The sequence below is a fragment of the Bacteroides timonensis genome (assembly GCF_000513195.1).
GTDB lineage: Bacteria > Bacteroidota > Bacteroidia > Bacteroidales > Bacteroidaceae > Bacteroides > Bacteroides timonensis.
Genome location: NZ_CBVI010000073.1, coordinates 90,405 through 107,661 on the forward strand (window position 1 = coordinate 90,405; position 17,257 = coordinate 107,661).

Below are 17,257 nucleotides of genomic sequence, written 5' to 3' on the forward strand. Positions count from 1 at the left end.
CTCCTCAGTTTTTGCGAGAGAGCAAAGCACTCTATGATAACCTTTATCCAAGTCGTATCATCGTAGGTTATCCCAAGATGATTCGTCAACCTGAGTTTAAGGAAGAGAACGATGCTATCATCCAGATTGTAGGTAATCACATGGAGGAAGCTGCTCACACCTTTGCAAAACTTCTGCAAGAAGGCGTTATCAAAGAAAATATCGATACTCTCTTCATGGGCTTGAAGGAAGCCGAAGCAGTAAAACTCTTCGCCAATACATATTTGGCACTGCGTGTATCATATTTCAACGAACTCGATACTTATGCCGAAATCAAAGGCCTCGATACTGCAGCTATTATCAATGGTGTAGGTCTCGACCCACGCATTGGTACACATTATAATAATCCTTCATTTGGCTATGGTGGCTACTGCTTGCCAAAAGATACCAAGCAATTGTTGGCAAACTATGCCGATGTGCCACAGAATATGATGACCGCCATTGTAGAGAGTAACCGTACTCGCAAGGATTACATTGCGGATGCTGTATTGCGTAAAGTTGGTTGGTATGATTACTCAACCAACAATCAGTTCAATGGTTCAAAAGAGCAAGTGACAATAGGTGTATACCGTTTGACCATGAAGTCTAACTCGGACAATTTCCGTCAGAGTGCAATTCAAGGCATCATGAAGCGCATCAAAGCCAAAGGTGCAAATGTGATTATCTATGAGCCTACATTGAATGATGGTGATTTGTTCTTTGGCAGCAAGGTGGTGAATGACTTGACAAAATTCAAAGATTTAAGCCACGCCATTATCGCCAATCGTTTTGATGACTATCTGAGCAACGTAGAGGAGAAAGTTTATACACGTGATATATTTAGACGTGATTAATATATTTTGTATTAAAGCTTCTATAAGTTTTTATATATATGAAGAAAATAATGCTCGTGTTTGGTACTCGTCCAGAGGCCATCAAGATGTGTCCGCTTGTGAAGGAACTTCAAAAGCGAAACAATGAGTTTGAAACTATTGTTTGTGTTACAGGCCAGCATAGAGAAATGCTTGACCAAGTGTTAACTATCTTTGATGTAAAGCCCGATTTTGACCTTAATATTATGAAGCAAGGTCAGGATCTTACTGATGTCACAGCCCGTGTACTTACAGGACTTCGTGACGTATTCAAAGAATGTCGCCCTGATGTTGTGCTTGTGCATGGTGATACTACCACATCAACAGCTGGTGCCTTAGCTGCATTCTATGCACAGATTCCTGTAGGGCATGTGGAAGCAGGACTTCGTACACGCAATATTTATAGTCCATGGCCTGAAGAAATGAATCGTCAGTTGACAGGACGTATTGCTACCTACAATTTCTCACCAACACCTCTTTCGGAGAAGAACTTGTTTGAAGAGAAAGCACACGGCAATACCTATGTGACAGGCAATACTGTGATTGGCGCATTGCACATGGTAGTAGAAAAACTTTCTACCGATGCTGTATTGGCAGAAGAGCAGAACCATGTATTACGCGAAGCGGGCTATGATATCACTCGTTTGGCAAATGGTCGCAAATTGGTACTGATTACCGGTCATCGTCGTGAGAACTTTGGCGATGGCTTTATTCATATGGTTACGGCTATGAAGGACTTGTCGGAGAAATATATCGATGTGGACTTTGTATACCCTATGCACCTTAATCCCAATGTACGCAAACCTATTCACGAAGTATTTGGCGAAGATTTAACACGTCCAAATTTCTTCTTTATCGAGCCACTGCAATATCTTGAATTTGTGCATTTGATGAGTAAAGCTACCATTGTACTTACAGATTCTGGTGGAATCCAAGAGGAAGCCCCAGGATTAGGCAAACCAGTACTTGTAATGCGTGATTCTACAGAACGTCCAGAAGCACTTTCTTCAGGAACTGTTCACCTCGTTGGTACAGACTACAATAAGATTGTGAGTGAAGTGAGCATATTGTTGGATGATGCAGCTGCTTACGAACGTATGTCGAAAGCTGTCAATCCTTATGGTGATGGTCAGGCGTGCCGTAGAATCGCTGATATTCTTATTGGCAAAGAGACTGATAGATACGAAGTAAAATAATTAATAAAATATAATGTTATGATTAACGTAATTGGTTTAGGTTACATTGGTCTTCCTACCGCCCTTATGATGGCGTCTCATGGCGTAGAAGTAGTAGGTACAGACTATAACAGAAAACTTGTTGACACTCTGAATGCTGGTCATACTACTTTCAAGGAAGATGGTCTTGATGACCTTTTCAAGGATGCTGTGAAGGCTGGAATTAAGTTTACTACAGAGTATCAGAAAACAGATATGTACATCGTTTCTGTACCAACTCCCTATGACAAATTCTCAAAAAAGGTTGATGCTTGCTATGTAGTTGCTGCAGTCAAGGAAGTAATGAAGGTTTGCCCCAAGGGAGCTACTGTAGTCATCGAAAGCACTGTTTCTCCTGGCACTATCGACAAGTTTGTGCGTCCTGCTATCAAAGCTACCGGTTTCAAGATTGGTGAGGACATCAACCTCGTTCATGCTCCTGAGCGTATCATTCCTGGCAACATGGTTTATGAACTGCTGTATAATAACCGTACTATCGGTGCCGACAAACGTGAGATAGGTGAGGCAGTGAAGAAGTGTTATGCTTCTTTCTGTCAGGGCGAGATTGTGGTTACAGACATCCGCACCGCTGAGATGACAAAGGTGGTGGAGAACACTTTCCGTGCAGTAAACATAGCTTTTGCTAATGAACTGGCTCGTATCTGCCGTCACGACAACATGGATGTGTATGAAATAGTTAAAATTTGTAATATGCATCCCCGTGTTAACATTCTTCAGCCTGGTCCTGGCGTAGGCGGTCACTGTATCTCTGTGGATCCTTGGTTCCTCGTGGGTGACTACCCTCAACTCGCAAAGGTGATTGACGAGAGTATGAAGACCAATGATTCTCAGCCAACTTTTGTACTTGAGAGAATTTACGAGATTATGGATGGGAATGGTATTACTGACAACCGCAAAGCAGGCCTGTATGGTATCACTTATAAGGAAAATGTTGATGATATTCGTGAGAGTCCTACTCTTCAGATGCACGACATTCAGACTCGCCACTTGGCACGTCCTCTTAAGAGTTTCGATCCTTTCTTCACTAACATGGAAATTGTGAAGAATCAGATTCTGGATTTCGATCAGTTCCTGAATGAGGTGGACATGGTGGTGATTATGGTAAAGCATAGCCATATCATCGAGAATCAGGAGAAACTGAAGGGTAAGATTGTGCTCGACTGCTGCAATGTGATTAGTGCGGAGAAGAGTGGGGCGAAGATTTATCATATTTAATTAGAAGGGAAGGTAATCAATCAATATGTCAAGAGAAAATACGAGTAATTTCAATCAGGCTCTGTGGCTTGGAATAGGGCAGTTATGTACTTTTGTTCTTTCTTTTTTAAGCGCTGCTATCCTTGCGCGTTATTTTGACAAACAAGAGTACGGAACTTATAAACAGATACTGTATATATATACGACTATGCAGAGTTTGTTTACTATGGGGTTACCAAGTGCATTTGCTTATTTCATCCCAAGAATGAATGCCAATGAGCAAAAGTCATTGGTTAATGGGTTGACTCGTATTTTCTTGTTGTTGGGTGTAATATTCTCTTTAAGTCTGTTTTTCTTGGCCAAACCAATTTCAATTTGGTTGAACAACCCAGAATTAGCTGTCGGCATAAAGATATTCTCGCCTTTCCCGCTGTTCACTATTCCAGCAATGGGGGTTGAAGGCATATATACTGCATTAAAGAAGACAAAGAGTATTGCTGTATATAATATTGCTTCCAAGGCTATGATGTTGGCTTGCATAGTTATACCTGTCATTGTTTTTCATACAACATACAGGGGGGCCATATTGGGCTGGGGGGCAGCATCTTTCATTACATTCTTGATTGCAATGTACATGAAAAATAAGCCATATATGAAGATAAAACAGGAATTGGTGTCTAATATGTATAATGCCATTTTTGATTACTCGCTCCCTATTATGGGAGCATGTGCATTTGGCTTCTGTATTCATGCTGCCGATCAATTTTTTGTTAGTAGGTATTATGGAACCGAGGCTTTTGCCGAGTATTCTAATGGATGTCTAAGTATTCCTATTGTTGCCATGATAGCTTCTTCTGTAAAAAGTGTTCTTCTTCCTCTGTTTTCAAAAGCGGATGCAGAGCGTTCTATGGAAAAAGCAGTGACTACTTACAATAACGCATTATACGAGTCTGTAAAAATTATTTTCCCTATATTGGCGTTTAGTATGTTTTTTGCCGTAGAGTTGATGGTCTTAATATACGGAGAAAAATATGCTGTATCTGGAACATATCTCCGATTCTATATGTTGAAGGACTTTATTGATGTGTTTCCATATTTGGCTGTATTGCTGGCAATAGGTGAAAGTAAGTTTTATATGCAGACGCATTTTATTGCGGCAGTCTATGTTTGGGCTCTTGATTATATGTTTGTCAGATTCGGAGCACCGGCGTATGTCATTATGCTTGTTGCATCTACTTCTCAATATCTTATCCGCTTTACATCTTTTGTACATATCAAGAGAAAATCAGGATTCAGTTTGATAAACAAACAAATTCTTGTCTTTATCTCTAAGATTTTACTGCACTGCTCGGTTTGCCTAGTGCCAATATTTTTATTGTTGCACAAGGTCGTCTATTTGAGCTCTCCATTTGTGATAATAGCAATAGCTACCATACTTTTTTATGCTATTCTTTTACCCACAGGATTGATGTTGAAGATTGATTATACGACTTCTATTAAGAAGCTGCTAAAATGATAGTTTGTAGCAGGTATTTGAGAATTAATTATCATTAGAGATTGTTTTTTGGTGTTGTAGAAGTATGGACGTTGCCCGTTCTCATAGTAAGATAGTTTTCGTAATTTTTATTTTAATATACAGAATGCTACTAGATATTCTGTATGTGCAAACTATTGCACCTTTCTGGGCTTATTATGGCTTTATTAATGACCCAAGTCACCTTTGTAAAATCCTATCGTGGATAATTCTGGCTGCTTTTATCGTTATAGTTTTTCCCTATTTGAAGAGCGATGAAGAGTTTTCGTCAGATATTGCATTGATTATTTTTTTCTAAAGATTGTGCCTTTCACGTCTTTTATAGCTTGTAAACAACAGCCTATAGATTTTATTCTGTGTGAGATATTGTATCTTTTTTTGATATATCTGTTCTTGAAAACTATTCATGTTCCTAAACTTTCAAATAAATTTAAGAGTACCACGCTGACTAATCTCATAGTAGCTGTATTGATTGTTACCGTTTTTTTCATTTCTGCCTATTATGCTAATTTCAGGCTGAGTTTCAACTTTATTGATGTATATGAAATACGCTTTGAGGCTAGAGACTATGACATGCCTACAATATTGAAATATCTTAGAGGTGCATCTTCTAATATTCTTCCGGTTGCATTGGCATATGCTCTCAGCAGAAAAAAATATGCTTTTTCTATATTATTGGTATTTGTCATCTTTTTAAGTTTTTCAACAAACGGGATGAAATCCACTTTGTTTAAGATGATTATCTGTATTTTTCTCTTCTTGCTTTATAAAGTTGATTTCAAAAAATATCTTGGAATCGCCTTTCTCAGTCTTGCTGTTTTATCATTGCTTGAATGGATTGCCTTGGGTACAAATGTGTTGTCAACTGTGATAGTGCGCCGAGTATTGATGATACCTCAAGTGCTTGATAGCTTTTATTATGATTTCACTCTAAATAATGGCCCTTTATATTATGGTGGATATCATGGTGAAGATGTTTCATTTGCTATTGGGGCACAATATTGGTCTAATGGCGAGATTAGGGCTAATAATGGTTTCTTTTCAGATTTTTATATAAATATTGGATTTATAGGATGCATAATATACCCATTGCTATATGTGATTTTTTTTAAATATTGCGAGGCGGCATTCGGAAAGTCAAATCGTCAAATAGTGATGTTCGTCGCTATTATTGTTATCTATACTTTGATGGGAAGTTCATTTACAACTTCACTTTTGACACATGGCCTTTTCTTACTGTTAGTAACAATGTATGTTACACCTTGGGAAAATAATAAAGAACAATAAACCCACAATTGATTATAATTATGAATATTAAAAAAACGTTTTTGTATCAATTTTTAAGAGAAAATTATCTTAAGTTGCAAGTTGCAATTAATCCAGAGAAAGAGGTTGATAGATGTTATTATCCTCACTTCAACAAACATGTTAACTTGAAAAAACCACATAATTTGATTGAGAAAATATACTGGATGGAGTTACATTCTGATACATCCATGTGGACTCTTTGTGCTGATAAATACAGAGTTCGTGAGTATATCTCCAATCTCGGATTATTAGATTATATGCCTAAATTATATGGGCATTGGGATAAAGTCAACGAGATTGATTTTAATCAGTTACCAGACAGTTTCGTAATAAAAGCAAATAATGGTTGTGCAACAGTAAAAGTTGTTCCAGATAAGTCTAAGATTAATCTTAGAGCCTTGCGAAAAGAACTAAAAAGATGGTTGATTCTCCCATATGGTTGGATGCATGCGCAAATTCATTATACAAGAATAAAACCTTGTATATTGGCTGAAGAACTATTACATAATGATTATCTTGAACTTTCGCCTAAATCACTGGTTGATTTTAAGGTATATTGTATTAATGGGGAACCTCAATTTATCTGGGTGGCATATAATAGAGTTAATATGCATGTACACGTTCAATGTTTCGATACTAATTGGAATCCGAAACCCGAATATGCAAGAAATTCTATGTCGCATTATGTATATGATAAGAATGATATGGTAGTGAATAAACCTGTGTGCTTGGATGAGATGATGGATATAGCCCGTAAAATTTCAAAGCAGTTCCCTCAAGTAAGAACAGATTTCTATGTAGTAAATGGCCGTCCTGTTATTGGAGAGTTGACATTTACTCAAGGGTATGGTTTCTTGAAAGAAGAAGTGTATGACAGAATGGGAGAAATGATAGATTTAAGTAAGGTAAAAAAACAAAATTGAAATTTTAGGATATGAAGAATATTTCTACAGTGGTTTTCTTCACATATAACTTTCCCTCTAGAAATGATAAGAGAATCACTCAATTTATAGAAAAAGGATACAAAGTAATTGTCTATGGCTTTGTAGAGAAGTCTCAGTCGCAAAATTATTCAATCATACGACTGGGGAATTACCCGCGTAGGATGTCATACTTTAAGCGGCTCTACCATTATTCTATAGATATTAAGAGGGAGGTAGGGAAATTTGACAAACAAACGACCTTGTTTTATTTCTTTACTCTCAACACCGCTGTTGCTGTTCTTTTTACTAATGGTATTAAATACGTTTATGAGGAGTCTGACATGTTATTTGACAGGCTTAAGACAGGTATAGGTAAATCATTATTTAAGAATTTGAATCTTAAGATTATTAGGAACTCCTATGTCACGGTTTTTACTTCACAAGGTTTTGCGGACTATTACTATGGCGATAATGTTCCAAAGAATATCGTGCTCATACCAAATAAAGTTGACGAGAGGTTGTTCACCTTACCAAAAGTTGAAAAAGAAAAAACCGATATCAAGCATCTTCGATTTGCTTTTGTAGGCAACGTACGATATCATACTCTCATTAATATGGCTAAAGTTATAACTTTAAACTTCCCTAACTTTGAGTTCCATTTTTACGGCACTACCTATCCTAACATGGAAATAGAGGCGGAATCCTTGAAGGACATCAACAATATTTTCTTTCATGGTGCATTTAAGAACCCGATTGATTTACCGAAGATTTATAGCAAGATTGATTTTATTGTTGCTACGTACGACACAACAACCCTTAATCCCCAGTATGCAGAGCCAAATAAAATTTATGAGGCCATTTTCTTTAGAACGCCAATAATTGTCAGTTATAACAGTTATCTTGCAAACAAAGTTAATAAGTTAAAAGTAGGCTTTGATGTCAATGCCTTGAAAGATGATGAAATAATCAGCAAGATAAAAGGAATATCTCAAGTTATTTATGATAGCTATGTATCTGCATTGAACGCGATTCCTCAGAAGGAAGCCGTTTCTGATGCGTCTGTTTTATTTGAACGAATTTCAAATTAGTTATGGCTGCTACTATTTTACATAATGTTGACTTGTACAAGTACAACACAATGAGGCTTCATTCTAACTGCAAAACAATGTATGTTCCACATGATGTTACTGATTTGATTGAAATATTGAAGTCTCTTAAAGAGTTGGGAAAGCAATTCCATATTCTTTCTGCAGGCAGCAATATTATCTTTGCAGAGCACGTTGTAACTCCAATAATTAACCTTATGGAGCTAGATTCAACAATAGATTATTCTCTTGGTGAAAATCAAGTTAAGGTTGGTTGTTCTGTCAGAATTCAAAAGCTTATCAAGTCTAATGAAAATTTTGGCATTGGCGGAATAGAATACCTTTATTCCATTCCTTCAAGCGTCGGAGGGGCAATATATATGAATGCTGGCAGAGGAAAATCAATAGGTGTTTCTATTTCGGACTATATACTAGAAGTAGAATATTTGGATATTGATGAGCTCAAAATAAAGACTCTTAAAGGAACAGAAGGATATAGCTATCGGCATTCACCATTCCAAGAAATGTATGCAATTATCCTGAAAGTCTCTTTTAAATTTAGAGAACAGAGCGCTAAAGAAACTGAAAGGCTGATAAAGGAAAGGTTGGATTATTCCAAGAAGTTTTTGTCGGCCGATAAGCCGAGCTGCGGTTCTGTATTTATTAGCTACAACCCTATTATTATTCGTTTAATAAGGGGTATGAAATGTGGTGGTGCTATGTTTTCAAAGAAGACTTCTAATTGGATATCAAATATAGATAATGCCACAGCTAGTGATATACTTCATTTAGTTAATAAGGCAAAAAAAATACATTCGCTTTTGGGTTTTAAGTGCATACCAGAGATTAAATTCTATAATTAAAATATATTAATGAGAATAGCATTGCTTTCATTCCATACTGCAGCTAATTATGGTGCAGCTCTTCAGTCATATGCTTTGCAAAGAGCTTTAACTGAACATGGTTTCGATAATCTTTACTTAGATTATCAAAATATGTCTAGAAAACACGAATATGATATGGTGTTTCATATTGTAGATAGTCTGAATCATAAGAAATGGTTGTCTGCATTAGCTTATACACTAGGAACGCCCTTTATGGAATTAAGAAAATATAGATTTGATAAATTCTATAAGGCTAATCTGAAGAAAACACATAAAATGTATAAGTCTTCTGACGAAGCGAAGGAAGCGAATAGTCTATTTGATAAGTTTATAGTTGGAAGTGATCAGGTGTGGAATTGTGTGTGCAATGGTTATGATACTGCATTCCTACTTGATTTTGTTGATGATAATGAAAAAAAATATCTTACTCTTCTAGTTTTGGTATGAGTGAGATACCTGATGAATATCTTGACTGTTATAAGAAATATCTGTCAGAAATCAAGCATATAAGCACTCGTGAAATATTCGGAGTTAAACTCATCAAACAGTTGACTGGCAGAGATGCTGAACTAGTTATGGATCCGGTTTTCCTTTTAACAAAAGAATCCTGGCTGAAAATGACAGAGCCGATTAAAGAGCCATTTGTGTTTAGCTATACCAATAAAGATAATCAGTTTGAAGCATTTATAAATCAAATAGGTTATGACATAAAAGGGATGAAGCATTATAAATTGGCAAGAGCAACAGGTATAGGTGATTTCATATCTTCGAAGGTTAAGGTAAAGTATAGTATGTCACCAACGGATTTTCTTAGTGTTATTAATAGCGCAGAACTCGTTTTTACAGCGTCTTTTCATTGTACAGCCATGTCAATAATATTTAATAGACCTTTTGTTGTTACACTTATAGGTGATAGTGGCAAGGATGAACGACTGCTCACTTTGCTAAAAAGGCTTGGACTTGAAAATAGAATTTTAAGTGATGGCATGACAGTTCATGATGTCAAGTCTCCTATAGACTGGAATATTGTAAATAGCCGTATAGAAGAACTTCGAAAAGAATCTTTAGGCTATCTCATAGAAAGCATAAATAATTAGTTTCTAAAAAAATACTTCAATTTAGAACTAAAAAGATGACGAGAAATGAATTCTTAGTATATTTAGTTATGTAACACTTTAAAGACTAATTATCGGTTAGCGTCCAAAAATGCCGTGTAGGATAAACGCAATAAAAGCCAGACCTTTGCTATCGTTAAATCAACAGCAAAGTTTATGTATAGTTACAATGATTTTGAGCGTCTATTTTTGCGCTATAAATTGGAAGGCCTCCCTGCGGGTGTTTCGCTTGAGAAATTCTGTCTGTCCAACAAAGTACCTTATAACCTTTTTGAGAAATGGTACAAAGATACCCGAAAGAAGATAATTCCTGTTCAGTTTTTGGGCGCTCCTTCACCGGAAGCCGGAATGAAGGAAATTGCTTCCTCAATCCCGGAACAAAAGCCGGAAGCGGATACTCGTTTTTCTTCGCATGCCGAACTTCGAATCCTGGTTGATATCCACATGAGCAATGGTGTTCATCTCAGTCAGAAAAATTTAAGCTACGAAGGTTTGAAAAGCTTAGTAGAGAAACTGGAGGGCTTATGTTGAATATAACAGGGCTCAACCGCTTTTTCTTTGTCCGTGATTTCCATGATATGTGCTGTAAATATGATAAGGTCCTATCCATCATCCATCAACAGTTGAATCGTGAGCCGGAGGATGGTGATGTCTTTATCGTGATGTCTAAAGATTTACGTCTGGTGCGTTTGTTCAGCTATGACCGACGTTCTTACAGCATGTTTGAGAAACGTTTCAGACCCGGATACAAGTTTATGCATGTCAGCTATGATGGTGATGAAAGTATTTATTCAATCCATTGGCAGGATGTCATTCTCTTGTTGGAGTCCCCTGTTGTTAAAAAAAATAAGAATCAGATAATTAACAAGTGAAAAGTAGCGAAAATATTCTTTTATTTCATTGTTTTTTTGTATCTTTGAAGTACCAAAGATACTGAATATGAATGAGTTGGAAAGAATGAAACAGCTTTCTTCCGCAAGGAAGCTGAAGGAACGTGAGGAGAATCCTGTACCTTTTGCAGACCCATATTCAGATATGAACCCCTGAGGAAAAATCCAAAATGATAATAGCGCTGATGGTTGCCCGTGAGCGTGACGCTGAACGCATCCGACGTGACGAGGTCCGGATAGATGAACTGTTGTCCAAGGTTGATAAACTGTTGTCTTTGCAGAAGGCTGCCATGACCGCAGAAAAAGAGCGTGACAATTATAAACAGCTGGTCGGTAATTTGTTGTCTAAAATAACAGCATTGGAAGAGCAGCTAAAAGTCCGCAACAAGAACCTTTATGGTGGTAAGAGCCCAAAAGAGTATCCATAAAAAGAAGCAGGAGATCGAAGAGGACGCTACCCGTGACAAGGATGATTTCGACGGTACTCCCCAATCCCTTTGCTCCTCCTTACCGCAGCATGGTGAGGCTCCTGTGCGGGAAGAGGACGTGGCAGCAAAATCAAAAGAGTCCCGTCTTTATCGTCAAGGACTTTCTTACCGTACCATGAGTGCCGACAATACGGTTTGTCATGACAGTGATATCCGCCATCTGCCCGCAGGTGCCATCATCATCAAACGTTTCCGTAAATATGCCTATGAGCAGATAAGCAGTCTTGTGGAGCATGATTACGAGGTTATCCGCTATAAAACTTTGGACGGGAAAATTCACGAAGGCTATTTCCCTTTCATGGGTCAGCCTGAAATCATTGACGTTGTTCCGGGAACGCACGCTTCGGGTTCTTATCTTGCTTTCAACAAATATGTTCTTGATCCCCCTCTTTATCGTGAAATGTACAGATTGTCGGGTGAATCGATGCATTTGAGCCGTATGAGCCTGACCAACTGGCTGGGGAAAGGCTCCGCCCATTTCTGCGGTTTGATTGGTTATCTTAAGAATAGTTGTCTGGAGAAGGACTCCATTGTAAACTGTGATGAGATCTGGTGCCGGGTAAGGCGTGAGGGATGCTACAAGAAAAAATACATCTGGTGCCTGGTCGACAGACTGTCCAGAGTGGTAATCTATTGCTACGAGGACGGTTCCAGGGGACGGGATGCCCTGAAGCATATTCTGGGAGACAGCCAGGTGAAAGCGCTTTAGTCGGACGGCTACAATGTCTATATGTATCTGGATGACCATATGGTCGATATAGAACATCTTTGTTGCATGGCCCATGCCCGTGCGAAGTTGAAGTATGCGTTTGAGCAGGGGGATGATAAGGATGCCGCATTCATATTGGAACTGATAGGTGAGCTTTACAAACTGGAGCGTGAGTATGAGGAAGGCGGGTTGTCCCCTGAACAGATAAAGCTTTGCCGGAATAATTTAAAGACCAAGGAAATAATCATAAAGTTACGCAGTAAGCTTGACGTCCTGCTCAGTGACGGTCATCCGCCCCGCGGAGAGTTGATGGAGAAGGCCATAAGTTATATGAATACTTTCTGGACCCAGCTGTTCGCCTACTTGAATGACGGCTCTTATTCAATCGACAATTCCATTGCCGAACGTTTTATCCGTCCCTTGGCGGGTGAGCGGAAGAACTCTTTATTCTTCGGCAGTGACAGGATGGCCCGCGTCTCGGCGGTATATCATACCATCATCTCGACATGCAAGATGCAGGGTGTGTCAGTGCTGGATTATTTCAAGAGATTTTTCAGCGAGATTGTTAAAGGACGTAGGGATTATGAACATTTGTTACCCTTGACAATCGGACTGGATCAATAACAAACATTAAAAATCAGTATCTTTTTTGACGTTATTTATTAGGAAACCGCCTTGTGGCGGCTTTCCTTGGGATACACGTCAAAATTGGACGCTAACTAGTCGGTGGATATTTCTTACTTCTTTTATATGTTGATCTTTTGCGCTAGAGGCTGCTTGAATACTTACTTTATCATTCTTGTGATTACTATAAGTTTTTGCCATTAGGATATACCTGATTTTTTATTTATACCTTATGGATTAATCAGCTTGGCATTTAGTGGGTATCAGAATTTGAAAAATCTAAAAAAATAATTCAATTTAAATCATTATGAATATAGCAATTGTTGGCACCGGCTACGTTGGTTTGGTGTCAGGTACCTGTTTTGCAGAAATGGGTGCTAATGTAACTTGTGTTGATGTAGATCAAAAGAAGATTGATAAACTCCATGAGGGAGAGATGCCTATTTATGAACCTGGGCTGGAGGAGTTAGTGAAACGTAATGTAGGGTATGGTCGATTGCATTTTACTACTGATTTGATTTCTGTGCTCGATGATGTAGAGGTGGTATTCAGCGCAGTAGGCACACCTCCTGATGAGGATGGATCTGCAGACTTAAAGTATGTGCTGGCTGTGGCCCGTCAGTTTGGTCAGAATGTCAATAAGTATACTATTTTAGTTACTAAATCGACCGTCCCTGTTGGTACGGCCAAGAAGGTGAAAGCAGTTATTCAAGAAGAGTTGGATAAACGTGGGGTGGATGTTCCATTTGATGTAGCATCTAATCCGGAATTTTTGAAGGAGGGCGCTGCTATTAAGGATTTTATGAGTCCAGATCGTGTAGTCGTAGGTATTGAAAGTAGTCGTGCAGAGGAGGTAATGACGAAGCTTTATCAACCATTTTTACTGCAAAATTTTAGAGTTATTTTTATGGATATTCTTAGTGCGGAGATGACGAAATACGCAGCTAATGCAATGTTGGCTACTCGCATTTCATTTATGAATGATATCGCCAACTTATGCGAGTTAGTCGGTGCAAATGTTCATAATGTGCGAAGAGGCATAGGGACAGATACTAGAATTGGTGCTAAATTCCTTTATGCTGGTTGTGGTTATGGTGGTTCGTGTTTTCCTAAGGATGTAAAGGCGCTGGTACATACTGGTATGGATATGGGGTATCGCATGAGGGTAATTGAAGCTGTGGAAGAGGTAAATGAATACCAAAAGGGGGTTGTTTTCAAGAAACTCCAGAAAATGATGCCAGAAGGGGAATCTCTGCAGGATAAGACAATTGCTGTACTTGGTTTAGCATTTAAGCCCGAAACTGATGATATGCGTGAAGCACCGGCTCTGGTAGTAATTGATTGCTTACTGAAAACAGGCGCTAAAGTGCGTGTATTCGATCCTATTGCTATGGCAGAATGCAAGCGTCGTATTGGTGATACGGTTACGTATGCTGATAATATTTATGACTGTGTAGATGGTGCTTATGCCATGCTTTTGATGACGGAGTGGCGTCAGTTCCGCTTACCTTCATGGAGTGTGATTAAGAAAATAATGATTGGTAATATTATTGTGGATGGTCGTAATATATATCATCGGGATGAACTGGAAGCTGAAGGATTTAGATATACTACGATTGGGGAATAGCTATGAATGAGTTAAAAGATTATGGGCTTGTTTCCATTATCATGCCATCTTATAATGCGTCACGTTTCATTACTGAGAGTATTAAGTCGGTGATTGTGCAGACTTATCAAAATTGGGAATTACTTATAGCTGATGATTGTTCGAAAGATTCTTCAGTTGAAGTTATAAAAAAAATAATTGATAAAGATCAGCGTATTAAACTATTTTCACTTCTGAAAAATGTAGGGGCTGCTGCTGCCCGGAATGTCGCAATAGAACATGCTAACGGACAATATATAGCATTTTTAGATAGTGATGATGTGTGGGAGCCTGAGAAACTAGAAAGGCAACTTGCTTTTATGAAGGAGAATAAGTATGCATTTACTTATTCTGAATATTATGTGATGGAAGAGGATGGGAAAAAAACGGGTAGTTTTATACGTATACCAAGCTCTTTATCTTATCGTCAATATTTGCGGAATACAATTATTGGATGTTTAACAGTCGTTATTGATCGCAATATCGTAGGTGATTTTCGCATGCCTCTTATTAAGAGTAGTCATGATATGGCGCTTTGGCTCTTGATAATGAAGAGGGGATATAAGGCTTATGGTATAAAGGAAGTATTGGCGGGTTATCGTCTGGTTTCAACCTCAAATACGGCTAAGAAATGGAAAGCAGCAAAAGATGTTTGGAGAGTATATAGAAAAATAGAATATCTCTCTGTCCTTTTTTCGGCTTTTTGTTTTTGTGGTTATGTCTTTAATGCTGTAATTAAACGGATGTAGTATATGTTGATTAAATCAATTTTCGACAGGTTATTTTCATTCTTCGGTCTTTTTTTTCTCTGTCCAATTTTATTTATAGTTGCCTTTCTAATTCGTATTAAAATGCCAAGTGGTCCTATCATTTTTAAGCAGAAACGGGTAGGGCAGCACGGACGGTTATTTATCATGTATAAGTTCCGTTCCATGACGATGAATCATTCCGGAAGTTCGGTATCTGTACAGGGAGAGAGTCGTATTACTCCTTTGGGGGCAAAACTGCGGAAATATAAATTGGATGAGTTGCCAGAATTATGGAATGTGTTGATAGGGGATATGAGTTTTGTTGGTCCTCGGCCGGATGTCCCGGGATATGCTGATAAACTTGAAGGGGACAATAGAAGAATGCTTCTTTTGAAACCCGGTATTACTGGCCCGGCCAGTTTGAAATACCGGAATGAAGAAGAATTATTAATACAGCAGGAAAATCCTCAAAAATACAATGATGAGGTGCTTTTCCCTGACAAAGTAAGGATTAATATAGAATATTTGGATAATTGGTCTTTCTGGAATGATATTAAAATCATTATTTATACAATACTTGGGAAAGATTTGTAATATCATAAAATGGTTGTTTATACCTTGTTATTTATGGCGTAAATAATCCTTCTTTTCTTACTCTTTTTACTTTTCGATTTATAGTTTTATAATCACATAATTTTATGGACAAGAGAATTTATCTTTGCCTTGCTCACATGAGCGGCAAGGAGCAGGCTTTTATAAAGGAAGCTTTCGATACTAACTGGGTTGTTCCTTTAGGCCCCAACGTGAATGCCTTTGAAAAATCTTTGGAAGATTTTTTAATTGACAATGGACAATTGACAATTGACAATGATAGGAAGCGTGTGGTTGCTTTGTCAGCAGGTACGGCGGCCATCCATTTGGGATTAATCCAACTTGGTGTAGGAGTCGGTGATGAGGTTATCTGCCAGTCGTTTACGTTCTGCGCGTCAGCCAATCCTGTAGCTTACCAGGGAGCTAAACCTGTGTTTATCGACAGTGAGGAGGATACCTGGAATATGGACCCTGTTTTGCTGGAAGAAGCCATTAAGGACAGAATCTCGAAGACAGGTAAGAAGCCGAAAGCTATTCTTCCTGTTCATCTTTATGGTATGCCTGCCAGAATTGATGAGATTTGCGCGATAGCCGCTAAATATGAAATCCCTGTGTTGGAGGATGCTGCAGAGGCTTTGGGTTCTGAGTTCAAGGGACAGAAGTGCGGTACTTTCGGTACCTTTGGCGTCCTGTCTTTCAATGGAAATAAGATGATCACTACTTCGGGTGGCGGGGCTTTGATCGTTCCTGATGAAAGCACCAAGAAGCAAACCATGTTTTATGCTACGCAGGCTCGTGAACCTTTCCCTCATTACCAGCATGAAAAGATTGGTTACAATTATCGTATGAGTAATATTTGTGCTGGTATCGGTCGTGGTCAGATGACTGTATTGGATGAGCATATTGCGCATCACCGCCATGTACATGCGCTTTACGAGAAGGCTTTTGAAGGTGTGGATGGTATAACGTTGAAATCTAATCCTGATGGTCGTTTCAACGCTAATTATTGGTTGTCTACTATTCTGATAGATCCTGTGAAGACCGGTACAAACTATGATGAAGTCCGCCGTAAACTGGATGAACGGGGAATTGAGACCCGTCCCTTGTGGAAACCTATGCATTTGCAGCCTGTCTATGCCCATAATCCTTGTTATGTGAATGGTGTTTCTGAACGTTTGTTTAATATGGGTTTATGTATTCCTGCCGGTCCTTGGGTGACGGATGAAGATGTGGCTTATATTGTGGAACAGATAAAAGTTTGCTGTAAGAAATAAGTAGGTGCGAAATATTACAGTTTTATTAAAAAAAGCCGGAATGATTCATAGAGCTCATTCCGGCTTTTTTTTTATCTTCTTGTTGATTAAATAATTAGCGCTATATTTGTATTTAGTGT

At 38.3% G+C, this 17,257-nt stretch carries 16 protein-coding genes and 2 pseudogenes; all 18 read left to right on the plus strand.

Annotated elements, in window-relative coordinates; genetic code table 11:
• Nucleotides 1-2: 2 nt before the first annotated feature.
• A pseudogene (locus BN161_RS14000) lies at nt 3-872 on the plus strand (UDP binding domain-containing protein); the annotation flags it as partial.
• 38 nt (nt 873-910) lie between these two features.
• A complete protein-coding gene (wecB, locus tag BN161_RS14005) occupies nt 911-2,086 on the plus strand; it encodes a non-hydrolyzing UDP-N-acetylglucosamine 2-epimerase (protein ID WP_044267234.1) in 1,176 nt (391 codons plus the stop codon).
• 18 nt (nt 2,087-2,104) lie between these two features.
• Nucleotides 2,105-3,340 (plus strand): nucleotide sugar dehydrogenase, encoded by a 1,236-nt coding sequence (locus BN161_RS14010; protein ID WP_044267235.1) that lies wholly within the window; start codon nt 2,105-2,107, stop codon nt 3,338-3,340.
• Between the two features lie 25 nt (nt 3,341-3,365).
• Complete coding sequence (locus BN161_RS14015) at nt 3,366-4,835, plus strand: lipopolysaccharide biosynthesis protein (protein WP_044267236.1); 1,470 nt, start codon at nt 3,366-3,368, stop codon at nt 4,833-4,835.
• Nucleotides 4,836-5,246: 411 nt separating this feature from the next.
• Nucleotides 5,247-6,140, plus strand: coding sequence for a hypothetical protein (locus tag BN161_RS14025; protein WP_125910832.1), 894 nt, complete (start codon nt 5,247-5,249; stop codon nt 6,138-6,140).
• Nucleotides 6,141-6,160: 20 nt separating this feature from the next.
• A complete protein-coding gene (locus BN161_RS14030; RefSeq protein WP_052356289.1) occupies nt 6,161-7,084 on the plus strand; it encodes an ATP-grasp fold amidoligase family protein in 924 nt (307 codons plus the stop codon).
• 11 nt (nt 7,085-7,095) lie between these two features.
• Complete coding sequence (locus BN161_RS14035; protein ID WP_044267239.1) at nt 7,096-8,172, plus strand: glycosyltransferase family protein; 1,077 nt, start codon at nt 7,096-7,098, stop codon at nt 8,170-8,172.
• A 2-nt stretch (nt 8,173-8,174) separates the two neighbouring features.
• Nucleotides 8,175-9,032: an FAD-binding protein gene (locus tag BN161_RS14040; RefSeq protein ID WP_081743714.1), complete on the plus strand. Its 858-nt coding sequence runs from the start codon at nt 8,175-8,177 to the stop codon at nt 9,030-9,032.
• 9 nt (nt 9,033-9,041) lie between these two features.
• Nucleotides 9,042-9,500 (plus strand): hypothetical protein, encoded by a 459-nt coding sequence (locus tag BN161_RS14045; RefSeq protein WP_044267244.1) that lies wholly within the window; start codon nt 9,042-9,044, stop codon nt 9,498-9,500.
• Nucleotides 9,497-10,150 (plus strand): polysaccharide pyruvyl transferase family protein, encoded by a 654-nt coding sequence (locus tag BN161_RS14050; RefSeq protein ID WP_044267247.1) that lies wholly within the window; start codon nt 9,497-9,499, stop codon nt 10,148-10,150. Before BN161_RS14045 ends, BN161_RS14050 begins: the two co-directional genes overlap by 4 nt.
• A gap of 174 nt (nt 10,151-10,324) precedes the next feature.
• Nucleotides 10,325-10,699, plus strand: a complete 375-nt coding sequence (locus tag BN161_RS14055) for a hypothetical protein (RefSeq protein ID WP_044267248.1) — start codon at nt 10,325-10,327, stop codon at nt 10,697-10,699.
• Nucleotides 10,693-11,040 carry an IS66 family insertion sequence element accessory protein TnpB gene (gene tnpB, locus BN161_RS14060; RefSeq protein WP_044267250.1) on the plus strand — a complete coding sequence of 116 codons (348 nt, stop codon included), beginning with the start codon at nt 10,693-10,695 and terminating at the stop codon, nt 11,038-11,040. The genes BN161_RS14055 and tnpB overlap by 7 nt, the downstream gene beginning before the upstream one ends.
• A 188-nt stretch (nt 11,041-11,228) precedes the next feature.
• Nucleotides 11,229-11,486 (plus strand): hypothetical protein, encoded by a 258-nt coding sequence (locus BN161_RS31145; protein WP_244436501.1) that lies wholly within the window; start codon nt 11,229-11,231, stop codon nt 11,484-11,486.
• A gap of 358 nt (nt 11,487-11,844) precedes the next feature.
• A pseudogene (gene tnpC, locus BN161_RS31150) lies at nt 11,845-12,879 on the plus strand (IS66 family transposase).
• Between the two features lie 307 nt (nt 12,880-13,186).
• Nucleotides 13,187-14,506: a UDP-glucose dehydrogenase family protein gene (locus BN161_RS14075; RefSeq protein WP_044267252.1), complete on the plus strand. Its 1,320-nt coding sequence runs from the start codon at nt 13,187-13,189 to the stop codon at nt 14,504-14,506.
• A gap of 2 nt (nt 14,507-14,508) precedes the next feature.
• Nucleotides 14,509-15,273, plus strand: coding sequence for a glycosyltransferase family 2 protein (locus BN161_RS14080; protein WP_044267253.1), 765 nt, complete (start codon nt 14,509-14,511; stop codon nt 15,271-15,273).
• A 3-nt stretch (nt 15,274-15,276) separates the two neighbouring features.
• Nucleotides 15,277-15,867 carry a sugar transferase gene (locus tag BN161_RS14085; RefSeq protein WP_044267255.1) on the plus strand — a complete coding sequence of 197 codons (591 nt, stop codon included), beginning with the start codon at nt 15,277-15,279 and terminating at the stop codon, nt 15,865-15,867.
• Nucleotides 15,868-15,971: 104 nt separating this feature from the next.
• Nucleotides 15,972-17,138 carry a DegT/DnrJ/EryC1/StrS family aminotransferase gene (locus BN161_RS14090; protein WP_044267257.1) on the plus strand — a complete coding sequence of 389 codons (1,167 nt, stop codon included), beginning with the start codon at nt 15,972-15,974 and terminating at the stop codon, nt 17,136-17,138.
• Nucleotides 17,139-17,257 lie beyond the last annotated feature (119 nt).

Excerpts from the sequence above, each read along its gene's own strand:
- BN161_RS14045 (WP_044267244.1), top strand. The coding sequence starts at position 9,042 with ATGAGAATAGCATTGCTTTCATTCCATACTGCAGCTAATTATGGTGCA.
- BN161_RS14030 (WP_052356289.1), top strand. The coding sequence starts at position 6,161 with ATGAATATTAAAAAAACGTTTTTGTATCAATTTTTAAGAGAAAATTAT.
- BN161_RS14080 (WP_044267253.1), top strand. The coding sequence starts at position 14,509 with ATGAATGAGTTAAAAGATTATGGGCTTGTTTCCATTATCATGCCATCT.
- BN161_RS31145 (WP_244436501.1), top strand. The coding sequence starts at position 11,229 with ATGATAATAGCGCTGATGGTTGCCCGTGAGCGTGACGCTGAACGCATC.
- BN161_RS14055 (WP_044267248.1), top strand. The coding sequence starts at position 10,325 with ATGTATAGTTACAATGATTTTGAGCGTCTATTTTTGCGCTATAAATTG.
- BN161_RS14085 (WP_044267255.1), top strand. The coding sequence starts at position 15,277 with ATGTTGATTAAATCAATTTTCGACAGGTTATTTTCATTCTTCGGTCTT.
- BN161_RS14075 (WP_044267252.1), top strand. The coding sequence starts at position 13,187 with ATGAATATAGCAATTGTTGGCACCGGCTACGTTGGTTTGGTGTCAGGT.
- BN161_RS14040 (WP_081743714.1), top strand. The coding sequence starts at position 8,175 with ATGGCTGCTACTATTTTACATAATGTTGACTTGTACAAGTACAACACA.
- wecB (WP_044267234.1), top strand. The coding sequence starts at position 911 with ATGAAGAAAATAATGCTCGTGTTTGGTACTCGTCCAGAGGCCATCAAG.
- BN161_RS14090 (WP_044267257.1), top strand. The coding sequence starts at position 15,972 with ATGGACAAGAGAATTTATCTTTGCCTTGCTCACATGAGCGGCAAGGAG.
- BN161_RS14015 (WP_044267236.1), top strand. The coding sequence starts at position 3,366 with ATGTCAAGAGAAAATACGAGTAATTTCAATCAGGCTCTGTGGCTTGGA.
- tnpB (WP_044267250.1), top strand. The coding sequence starts at position 10,693 with ATGTTGAATATAACAGGGCTCAACCGCTTTTTCTTTGTCCGTGATTTC.
- BN161_RS14050 (WP_044267247.1), top strand. The coding sequence starts at position 9,497 with ATGAGTGAGATACCTGATGAATATCTTGACTGTTATAAGAAATATCTG.
- BN161_RS14010 (WP_044267235.1), top strand. The coding sequence starts at position 2,105 with ATGATTAACGTAATTGGTTTAGGTTACATTGGTCTTCCTACCGCCCTT.
- BN161_RS14035 (WP_044267239.1), top strand. The coding sequence starts at position 7,096 with ATGAAGAATATTTCTACAGTGGTTTTCTTCACATATAACTTTCCCTCT.